The 8,765-nt window shown below is 64.2% G+C and carries 8 protein-coding genes and 1 pseudogene; 1 reads left to right on the top strand and 8 read right to left on the bottom strand.

The genetic code is table 11. The features are described 5' to 3' along the window. Positions 1 to 505: 505 nt before the first annotated feature. The 4 genes and pseudogenes from ACFRAU_RS14400 to ACFRAU_RS14385 form a co-directional block, all read right to left on the bottom strand. A complete protein-coding gene (locus ACFRAU_RS14400; RefSeq protein ID WP_378000417.1) occupies positions 506 to 1,045 on the bottom strand; it encodes a GntR family transcriptional regulator in 540 nt (179 codons plus the stop codon). Continuing rightward, positions 1,046 to 1,192 (bottom strand): annotated as a pseudogene (locus ACFRAU_RS14395) (GntR family transcriptional regulator); the annotation flags it as partial. Between the two features lie 203 nt (positions 1,193 to 1,395). Further along, the gene (locus tag ACFRAU_RS14390) at positions 1,396 to 1,746 is read right to left on the bottom strand and encodes a hypothetical protein (RefSeq protein ID WP_378000410.1); all 351 of its coding nucleotides are present in this window, start codon (positions 1,744 to 1,746) and stop codon (positions 1,396 to 1,398) included. Between the two features lie 56 nt (positions 1,747 to 1,802). Then, complete coding sequence (locus ACFRAU_RS14385; protein ID WP_378000409.1) at positions 1,803 to 2,402, bottom strand: TetR/AcrR family transcriptional regulator; 600 nt, start codon at positions 2,400 to 2,402, stop codon at positions 1,803 to 1,805. An 85-nt stretch (positions 2,403 to 2,487) separates the two neighbouring features. On the opposite strand from ACFRAU_RS14385, the gene ACFRAU_RS14380 reads away from it, so the two are divergent. Further along, positions 2,488 to 2,901 carry a DUF952 domain-containing protein gene (locus ACFRAU_RS14380; protein ID WP_378000408.1) on the top strand — a complete coding sequence of 138 codons (414 nt, stop codon included), beginning with the start codon at positions 2,488 to 2,490 and terminating at the stop codon, positions 2,899 to 2,901. Positions 2,902 to 3,132: 231 nt separating this feature from the next. Here ACFRAU_RS14380 and ACFRAU_RS14375 read toward each other — a convergent pair whose 3' ends face one another. Genes ACFRAU_RS14375 through ACFRAU_RS14360 form a run of 4 tightly spaced genes read right to left on the bottom strand, consistent with a single transcriptional unit; the run spans position 3,133 to position 8,580 of the window. After that, positions 3,133 to 4,803, bottom strand: a complete 1,671-nt coding sequence (locus ACFRAU_RS14375) for a flavin monoamine oxidase family protein (RefSeq protein WP_378000416.1) — start codon at positions 4,801 to 4,803, stop codon at positions 3,133 to 3,135. 50 nt (positions 4,804 to 4,853) lie between these two features. Beyond that, positions 4,854 to 5,666 (bottom strand): nitrilase-related carbon-nitrogen hydrolase, encoded by an 813-nt coding sequence (locus ACFRAU_RS14370; protein ID WP_378000407.1) that lies wholly within the window; start codon positions 5,664 to 5,666, stop codon positions 4,854 to 4,856. Continuing rightward, positions 5,663 to 7,075 carry a M20 family metallo-hydrolase gene (locus tag ACFRAU_RS14365; RefSeq protein ID WP_378000406.1) on the bottom strand — a complete coding sequence of 471 codons (1,413 nt, stop codon included), beginning with the start codon at positions 7,073 to 7,075 and terminating at the stop codon, positions 5,663 to 5,665. The genes ACFRAU_RS14370 and ACFRAU_RS14365 overlap by 4 nt, the downstream gene beginning before the upstream one ends. Beyond that, complete coding sequence (locus ACFRAU_RS14360) at positions 7,072 to 8,580, bottom strand: amino acid permease (protein WP_378000405.1); 1,509 nt, start codon at positions 8,578 to 8,580, stop codon at positions 7,072 to 7,074. The genes ACFRAU_RS14365 and ACFRAU_RS14360 overlap by 4 nt, the downstream gene beginning before the upstream one ends. Between the last annotated feature and the right edge of the window lie 185 nt (positions 8,581 to 8,765).

The following is an 8,765-nucleotide window of genomic DNA, read 5'->3' as shown; positions in this document are numbered from 1 at the left end:
CCATCCTCAGCGAACTGCTGCCCCAGCAGTAACCACAAGACCGAAACATCCACCCGCGGTCCAGCGGCGCCGGCCGGACACACCCAAGCCGGCGCACCCGCCACCGCTACCCCTGATCTACCAACGTCGGCAGCCGGTCTATGAGGCCCCGAAGTTGCTTGGGAAGCCGACGTGGCCGTTGTGATCGACGAGCGATGCAAAGATATGCAGGCGATGACCCGCTCCACCACATAGCCGACTACACCGTTGCGGAAGACGATGCGGACCGTGGATCTTTTCCTCGGCCGGGGCAATGCGGCCGGCTCTAATGGACCGACTTTCCGGTGTGCGCTTCACATAAGTGGCCATCGCTCAGGCCGCGGAATACGCTCGGCCCCGGAAGAGTCTTCTCTATCGATGCTTGCCTGTCGAGGTCCCACTGGATCCAAAACTGTCCCCTCCACCGTCCCTTGAAGGCGGCGGAGCGGGCGGCTTTGGTCGGTCTGACGAGCACCGGCGCGGGCGCTTATTTTTGCCTAGTCCTGGTGCCGACAGCCATGGCCAGAGCCTCCCGTATGGCCATGGCCTCGGATTCGGGCGACACATCTTGCATGACTGTAATAGCTGTACGCGATAAGTGCTTTGCCATAAGGCTTCCCGAAACGGCAGGGTCGTTCCCTTCTACTGCCGCTAGGATTCGTTCATGCTCCAGGTGTGCAGCGTCGAACGACTGGGGGTGCCAAAGCTGGAAAAGCCGCAGGTACCGTTCACTTCTTTCCGCGAAGGAGTCGATGGTTCTGCGAAGTGGTTCTGTGACCCGTGCCATGCACAGGCCGTGGAAACGGCGGTGACTTTCCATCCAGACCGTCATGTCCTGGGTCTTTTGCGCCTGTTCCATGGATTCCAGGCACTCCCGAGCTAGCCCGGACTCTTCATCGCTGAGAGTTCCAGTGCTCATGCGGCAACCAAGGCTCTCTAAGCAGATACGGGCGGCGTACAACTGATCCAGTTCCTTGGCGTCGAATCCCTTGACCCGGGCCCTTTGATTTAGGTCCGCGTCGATCAAGCCCTCCTCCTGGAGCATGCGGAACGCTTCCCGCATAGGTGTGCGGCTTACGTCGAATGCCCGAGCCAGCTCGGCTTGCTTGAGGACAGCCCCCGGAGGGAGGACGCTGTCAATGATGAGTCGGCGTAAGTGAGCGTGCAGCTCCATGCTTGTTGTCCTCGGAGAACTGAATGTCGGGCGGGGAAGGCTTTCCGAGACATTCTGATCGGTCAATGTATGTTCTCCTGGCTATTGGGATTACTGAGAATCAACCCCTAAGTACATGTACTTTTGCGACAATAGCCCTTGTTGGCGGCATCGTCGAGATGCCCCGGCGCGCTACCTGTTGAGCTCCCCGATTCCGCAGGCATTCACGGCGGGCTGATGGCTTGCCCAATCACGTTGGGCACGTTAGGGCATGCTGGCACCAGGACAGGTTGGAGTCGCCCGGATGACCGCGACTTGAAACGGGACCATTCGGCTTGAGAGTTCCAAGGCAGGGCCAGCAGGAAGTCAAGGCCGGTCATCCGCGTATGGTCGCCGATGATGGTCCACACGCCTTCGCCCGCGACGACGAACCGGAACGTCGGAATAATGTCAGCGACCTCGGTCCACAGACGAAGCAGGTTTCCTTCCCGGTATCCCCGTGGCAGCCGGCGGACCTTCACGACCTCTTCGGCCTCCGGATCGGCAGTAATCACGTGGTTCTGAGTCCCAGCCATTCCTTTCCCGGAGTCCCTATTGCTGTGTCTCTGTCTAGTCTGTGGGTCCGGGTGGCCTATTCTGTGGCGTTTGGGTGGCTGAAACACAGAGCGGCGATTGCCTGTCGGGCGTATTCGCGGGATTCTTCGGCCGTCGCGGCAGGGGATAGACCCAAGAGTCTTCGGCGGTGGTGCTCGCCGAGCAACAGGCTGTAGAGAGCCTCCGCCATTTCTGGCGCGGGGGATTGCTCCTGGGTCGAAAGTCGCGAGCGCAGGAGCGTGATCGAGCGGGCTGGGCCGTGCTCATAAAAGGCTGCGGCAAGTCGCGGCATGCGTCCAGCCTCCGCAATAACAAGTCGGTGCAGAGCCACGGCTTTCTCCGAGTGCATTGTGTAGATGATCCGGGCAGCGACCACATCGAGGTCTTCGAAGCCTTCGAGTGTTTCTGTCAGCGTGGAGTGCTGTTGATCAACGGCTGCGGTGAAGACACCTGTTTTATCGCCGAAATAGCTATAAATGGTGCGCTTGGCAACCGACGCTTCAACAGCGATGGCATCAATCGTTGTTGCCGCGAAGCCACCCCTGGCAAACAATTCCGAGGCGACATCAAGGATGTGCCGCCGTCTGCTATTGCGCTCCACAGCGCTAGGGCGGCCTCGCTTCCTGTTCTGCTCCATGTGATCCTGCCCTCATTGCCCAGCTGCGGAGAGTTCCCGCATACTTAATGCAACGATAGCGTTTCATTTATGGAAAGGAAATGACATGAGCGGGGAGCGACTGCTGCACGTGGCGATCACCGATGACTGGGAAGCCTGCGCACGGTTCGGGGAGTATGACGTCTCGACCCGGGGGAAGACCATTGACGACGCGGGATTCATACACGCGGCTACCGGCCCCCAGCTACGAACGGTTCTGGACGAGGTGTTCGGCGGCCTCAAGCTTCCGCTACTGGCGGTTGTGGTGGATGAAGACGCGCTGGCCGCGGCTGGGGTCGAGGTGCGCTGGGACGCTTCACACCGACCCGGGGAGGAATTTGCCGCGGTACCGCGCATTTTGGGCCCGATCCCCATGGAGGAACCTATAATCGTCGCCACCTTCCCGCTCGAGCTTCAGGGCGATCGGTGGCCGGCCTTGGACCTACACGGCCTAGGTATCAGGACAATACTGCCGACCTAGGCGAGCCCTTCAGCCAGGTCCAGTGCCGACATAAGGTATAAGCCTGAGCCCAAACGGAGACCGGCCGCGCCACCATAGGCTCGAACAAGTGACGTCTCAGCTTAGGACGTCAGCATGAAGTCCCTGGCGACCCAAGCATTTTACGTACGCACGTAAACACGCAGATTTGGCATCTTGGTCCTCATGACTGGGATGGATGGGCCGGGCCGATGTCCGGCCCATCCCGAGCGGTCAGGGGAGTCGGACCGGCTTGAGTTCGTCGAAGCGGTCGCCGGGGCCCGGGTTCTCCGGTTGGGTCTTGCCGCCCAGCTGAGTCATTACGCCCCACACGGCGTTCAGGCCCGTGGTCACCGCGCCGTCGGCCCAGCCGCCGGTCCAGGAGATGCCGTCCCCGGCCAGGTAGATCCCGCGGTGCGCCGCGTCCATCCCTTCCTGCATGAAGTGCGTGTAGAGCCGCTCCTGGTAGCGGTAGTGCCCGGGGAGGTTGTCGCTGAAGGCACCCATGAAGTTGGGGTCGTCCTCCCATGAGACTGTGATGGGGTCGCCAATGATGTGCGCGGCGATGTCCACTGTGGGGTAGATCTGCTTCAGGGAGTGCAGCATGAGCCGGACCCGTTCGTCGGCATCCAGCGGCAGCCACTTCAGGGCGTCGTCATTCCAGGTGTAGGACAGGCAGATCAGGGCGGGCTGGTCGGGGCCGTTGTCCAGCAGGTAGGTTCCGCGGGTGAGCCGGTCCGTGAGCGTGGTGCTCATGACCTCGCGGCCGGTCTGCGGGTCGATGTCCTTCCAGAACGGCCTGTCGACCACCACGAACGTCTTGGAGGACTGCATGTAGTGGCTGCGCTCGATGGCCGTCCACAGTTTGTGGCTGAAGAGCGATTCGTCGACGTCGATGCGCGCCGAGAGCAGCCAGCTCTGGCACGTCGCAATGACGGCCGCGTACTGCCGCGACTGTCCCCACTTGTCCGTGACGGCGATAGGTCCCTGGCTGCCCGTCAGGTTGCCGGCCGGCCCGCCGTCACCGCCGGGGACACGCCGGATGGACGCGACGCCGGGCCGCGGGTGCCCGCCGTGAAGGGACGCGAGGCTGGTGCCCTCCGGCCAGTGCGCCAGGCCCGACGGGGCATGGTTCCAGAGACGTTCCGGCAGGAGCTGGGCCCCGCCGATGATCCGGTGCTGGTCCGCGTCGGCATCGACGTAGACCACGCGGAGGATCTCCAGGATGCTGTCCGGGAAGTTGGTGTCCCAGCCGCCGGTGCCGAACCCGACCTGGCCGAAGGCCTCCCGGTATTCGAACGGCAGCGAGGAGAACGCCTTTGACGTGGCCAGGTAGCCCGAGAAGGAGATGTCGTCGAAGCGTGGAACCAGCTCGTTCCAGAGCATTTTGATGGTGCCGAGGTCCCTGGCGCGGATGGCCTCCTGCATGGCGCTGAAGTGGGCGCGTTCCTCCAGACAGTCGTCCCAGGCATTGGAGACCTCCCGGAAGAAGCCGGGAAGATCGTCTGGCGTCTCGGCGTAGTGGGCCTTGCCGCCCAGTTCGATGACCGTGCTGCCGGCGGCGGGGGTCAGCGGGTTGGGGAACGGCTGGGTTTCGATGCCGACGAGGTCCGCGTAGTGGAAGAACGAGGCGCCGGTCTTCGGGAACCGCATCCCGCCCAGGTCCGCCACCGGGCCGGACTGGCCCGGCTGGGTGCCTCCGCGAAGGCGCCCGCCTATCCGGGAGGACTCGTACACAACCGGCTTGAGTCCCATCTTCATGAGTTCGTAGGCTGCGACGAGTCCCGAGAGGCCGGCGCCCACAACGGCCACTTCCGTGCCGTACATGTCGGCCGGCACAGTGCCGATTCCCGCTTCATGGGTGATGTAGTCGTCGTAAGGGAACGGGAAGTCGGGGATGAGCATGCTCAGTTTTGCAGTCGGCGTGCTGGTGGCTGCGATGGTCACGGAGCTCCTTACTGGGGGTGGGCGCTGGCTGCGCTGTGGATGAACGGGGAAAGATAGTCGGTGTCGAGCCTGGCCTGTCGAAGGGTGGACACCGCAATGTCGGCGATGATGAGCGCGGAGTCGTCACCGGCCGCCGCGAGGCGCCGTCCGTACGGATCGGCGATGGTGCTGAGGCCGGCGAAGTGCGGTCCGGCGTGGTTGGCGTAGGCAATGAACAGCTGGCTTTCCAGGGCGCGGGTGGGTACCACCATCGACGGGATCAGCCTGGTGTCGAAGGGGTGGGCGTCGGTCTGGCCGCCTTCACGCAGGGGGACCGCCGTCGGAATGCAGAGCAGTTCCGCTCCCGCGATGGCCGCAGCACGGGCAAACTCGGGAAACTCGATGTCGAAGCAGATGCCGAGGGCAACGTTTATTCCGTTGAAGCGGACGACGGCGGGCGGCGCCTCTCCGGGGTCGAAGGCTTCCTTCTCGAGGGCGCCAAAGAGGTGCTGCTTGCGGTAGCGGGTCAGTTCGGTGCCGTCGCGATCGAAGAAGGACGCCGAAATGTAGTGCCGTCCGCGGCCGTGTTCGACCGTGGAGCCCACGATCGCCAGACCGGTGGAAGCCGCGATGTCGGCGAGTTGCCGCCGCTGGGCTGTCCCGTCGGTGCTGTGGACCAGGCTCGGTGCGTACCCGCTGATGAACAGCTCGGGGGTCACAAGGAGTTCTGCACCCTGTGCCTTTGCTTCCTGTGCGCGGACGGCAATCCTGTTCAGGTTCTGCTGCGGTGAGTTGACCAGGCCGGTGGCCTGCAGGACGGCCACCCTGATCCGTCCGGTCACTTGGTGCCCTCCTGCCGGGTGTCTTCCGGCTGCGTGCCGGGTTGGGTGCCAGGCACGGGCGAGGAGGCGCCGTCGAGGTCGCCGTTGCACAGCCGTTCCACCACGCGGGTGAGCATGTCCACGCCCGCGCAGACGTCGTCGTCGTTCGTGTACTCACGCTCGTTGTGGGAGATGCCGTCCACGCTGGGGACGAACAGCATGACGGTGGGGACGACGTCCTTCATGTTGATGGAGTCGTGCCCGGCGAGCGTGAACACCTCGCGGTTGCTGAGGCCCAGCTCGGCGGCGCATTCGGCGGCCAGGGCCACACCCGCTGGCTGGTAGGGGTTGATGCCCCAGGCATGGGACTCGGCGACGTCGATGCTGACGTTGGCTTCCGCCTCGATGCTGGCGATACCGGCGCGGAGCAGGGCCTTGGCGGAGGCGAGGATGTCCTCGTCGGCGGTCCGCAGGTCCATCACGAGCTCCACCCGGGACGGCACCACAACGGGCGAGTTCGGGTAGACGGTCAGCTGGCCCACGGAGGTGTGCAGCACCGCACCGCTGAAGTGGTCCGCGATTTCGCGCAGCAGCACCACCAGCCGCGATGCCCCGAGCAGCGCGTCCTTGCGGTCGACGATGACCGTTGAACCCGTGTGCGCCTGCTCGCCGTGGACGGTCACCGTGTACTTCGCCGCCGCCCAGCAGGCATGAACCAGTCCGATCGTGGTACCGGAGTCCTCCATCGAACGGCCCTGTTCGATGTGGATCTCCGCGTACGCCGCGGCCGTGGGACCCTCGCCACTGCCGAGGTGCCCAATTTCGGTCAGGGCTTCCCGCACGCTGGTGCCCGCGGTGTCCGTGACGGACAGCGCGACGTCGGCGGGCAGCTTTCCGGTGTAAACCGAACTTCCCATCATGGACGGGGCGAAGCGGCAGCCTTCCTCGTTGAACCAGTCCACGACGGCGAGGTTGTACTTGGGAGCAGCGGGCCGGGTACCGCCGTCAGGCGATTGGGACGCTACCTTGTCCGCTAGCCGGCGGCTGGCGTGAAGGGCAGCGGCGACGCCGTACGCGCCGTCATACTTTCCGGCCGTCGGCTGGCTGTCCAAGTGCGAGCCCACGATGACGTAGGGCGCGCCGGGGTGCCATTCGATCAGTGCGAAGAGGTTGCCAATCCTGTCCGTCTCGGTGCGGAACCCGTAATGGGACGCGAGGGACGTGAACCAGGCACGTGCCTGGGCGTCCGCCGGAGTGGCCGCCTGGCGGTCCACGCCGTGGCCGGGTGTTTCGCCGATGGCCGAGAGGCTGCGGAAGTCACGGAGGAAGGACGCGGCATCAGCTGCCGCTCCCTGGCGGGGGTCGCCGGAGTTGCATGTCAGGACGGGATTGGTCAGCTCTGGGGCGGGATGCATTGCTGCGGCAGTCATGATGTGTGCTCCTCGTTGGTCGACCGCGTGGATGAAAGCTGGGATACCGGCGCCGGTACAGGGATGGCGCCGGTCAGCGGATGGGTGTGGGCGAGCTCGTTGACGCGTTTGCGCACCGAGTACCAGCCGGAGATCAGGGCCGGGATGATGATCGCCAGGGAGGCGACCGTGTACGTTCCGACCGGGAAATCGAACAGCATCAGGACCAGCACGGCGGCCAGGAAAGCCAGCGTGAGGTAGGAGGTCCAGGGCGCACCGAAGAGCCGGAAGGCTGGCCGGGCCATGAGCCCTGCCTTGGACAGTTTGTACAGCTTGAGCTGGCACAAAATGATGGTGGCCCACGTGCAGAGGATGGCCAGGGCGGTGGCGTTGATGGTGATTTCGAAGGCCATCTTTGGAACCACCGCGTTGAGTCCAACCCCGAGGAGGGTGAACGCAGCGGTGAAGAGGATTCCGCCGTAGGGGACGCCGCCGCGGCTCATGCGTTCCATGAACCGGGGAGCTGTCCCGGTCTGGGCCATGGAGCGGTAGATCCGTCCGGTGGAGTAGAGCCCGGCGTTGAGGCTGGACAGCGCGGCGGTGAGGACGACGAAGTTCATCACGTCGCCGGCACCGGGTACGCCGATGCTGGCGAAGAAGGTAACGAACGGGGACTCGCCGGCCCTATACGCGTCGTAGGGAAGCAGGAGCGCCAGCAGGGCGGCGGAGCCCACGTAGAAGATGGCGATCCGGAAGATGACCGCGTTCACCGCCTTCGGCATGATCTTCCGGGGGTCCTTGGTTTCGCCCGCGGCGACGCCGATCATGTCGATGCCGGCGTACGCGAACACGATGCCCTGCACGATGATCACGGCGGGCAGGAACCCGTTGGGCAGCAGGCCGCCGTGGTCAGCGATTAGGGAGAGCCCGGGCTGATGCCCTGCGACCGGGAAGTTGCCGGCGAGGAAGATGCCGCCCACCAGCAGGAACGCCACGAGCGCGCCCACCTTGATGATGGCGAACCAGAATTCCAGCTCACCGAACAGCTTCACGGAGATGAGGTTGACGCCGGTGACCACGAGCAGGGCCGCCAGCGCGAGGATCCATTGTGGGACGCTGCTGAACGCGGTCCAGTAGTTGAGGTAGACCGCGACGGCGGTGATGTCCACGATCGCAGTGAGCGCCCAGGACAGCGAGTAGACCCACCCGGAGATGTAGGCGGCCTTTTCGCCGTAGAACTCCCGCGCATAGGAGACGAAGGAGCCTGATGAAGGGCGGTGCAGCACCAGTTCGCCGAGGGCGCGGAGGATAAAGAAGGCGAACACGCCGCAGATCGCGTAGACAACGGGGAGTACGGGCCCGGCTGAGGCCAGGCGTCCGCCGGCGCCCAGGAAGAGGCCGGTGCCGATGGCACCGCCGATGCCGATCATCTGGACCTGGCGGTTGGACAGGCCCTTCTTATAGCCGGATTGCTCGTCGGGGCGGACAGCCGTTGTCCGCTCCTCGACTGGATCAATGGTGGTCATGGAAACTCCTGGCCGGTGAAAGTGTTGGAGCTGCCACAGGAGCAGCTGACTTCGATCGTCCCAAGGCGACGCGTGATTGCCCATGACAGAGCAACCCCCAAAAGAGGCCAAAAATTGTACGAACGTACATGCCCCTTCGTGTGCAGGTCGGCGATGATGGGTGGAGGGCTATCGAGAGGTATGAC

The sequence above is a fragment of the Arthrobacter sp. NPDC056691 genome (genome assembly GCF_042791415.1).
Lineage (GTDB): Bacteria > Actinomycetota > Actinomycetes > Actinomycetales > Micrococcaceae > Arthrobacter.
This window is presented reverse-complemented; position numbering and strand designations above follow the sequence as displayed.

Bases quoted from the DNA above. Each gene is read 5' to 3' on its own strand.
- ACFRAU_RS14390 (WP_378000410.1), bottom strand. From the start codon at position 1,746: ATGGCTGGGACTCAGAACCACGTGATTACTGCCGATCCGGAGGCCGAA.
- ACFRAU_RS14385 (WP_378000409.1), bottom strand. From the start codon at position 2,402: ATGGAGCAGAACAGGAAGCGAGGCCGCCCTAGCGCTGTGGAGCGCAAT.
- ACFRAU_RS14380 (WP_378000408.1), top strand. From the start codon at position 2,488: ATGAGCGGGGAGCGACTGCTGCACGTGGCGATCACCGATGACTGGGAA.
- ACFRAU_RS14375 (WP_378000416.1), bottom strand. From the start codon at position 4,803: ATGCTCATCCCCGACTTCCCGTTCCCTTACGACGACTACATCACCCAT.
- ACFRAU_RS14365 (WP_378000406.1), bottom strand. From the start codon at position 7,075: ATGACTGCCGCAGCAATGCATCCCGCCCCAGAGCTGACCAATCCCGTC.
- ACFRAU_RS14360 (WP_378000405.1), bottom strand. From the start codon at position 8,580: ATGACCACCATTGATCCAGTCGAGGAGCGGACAACGGCTGTCCGCCCC.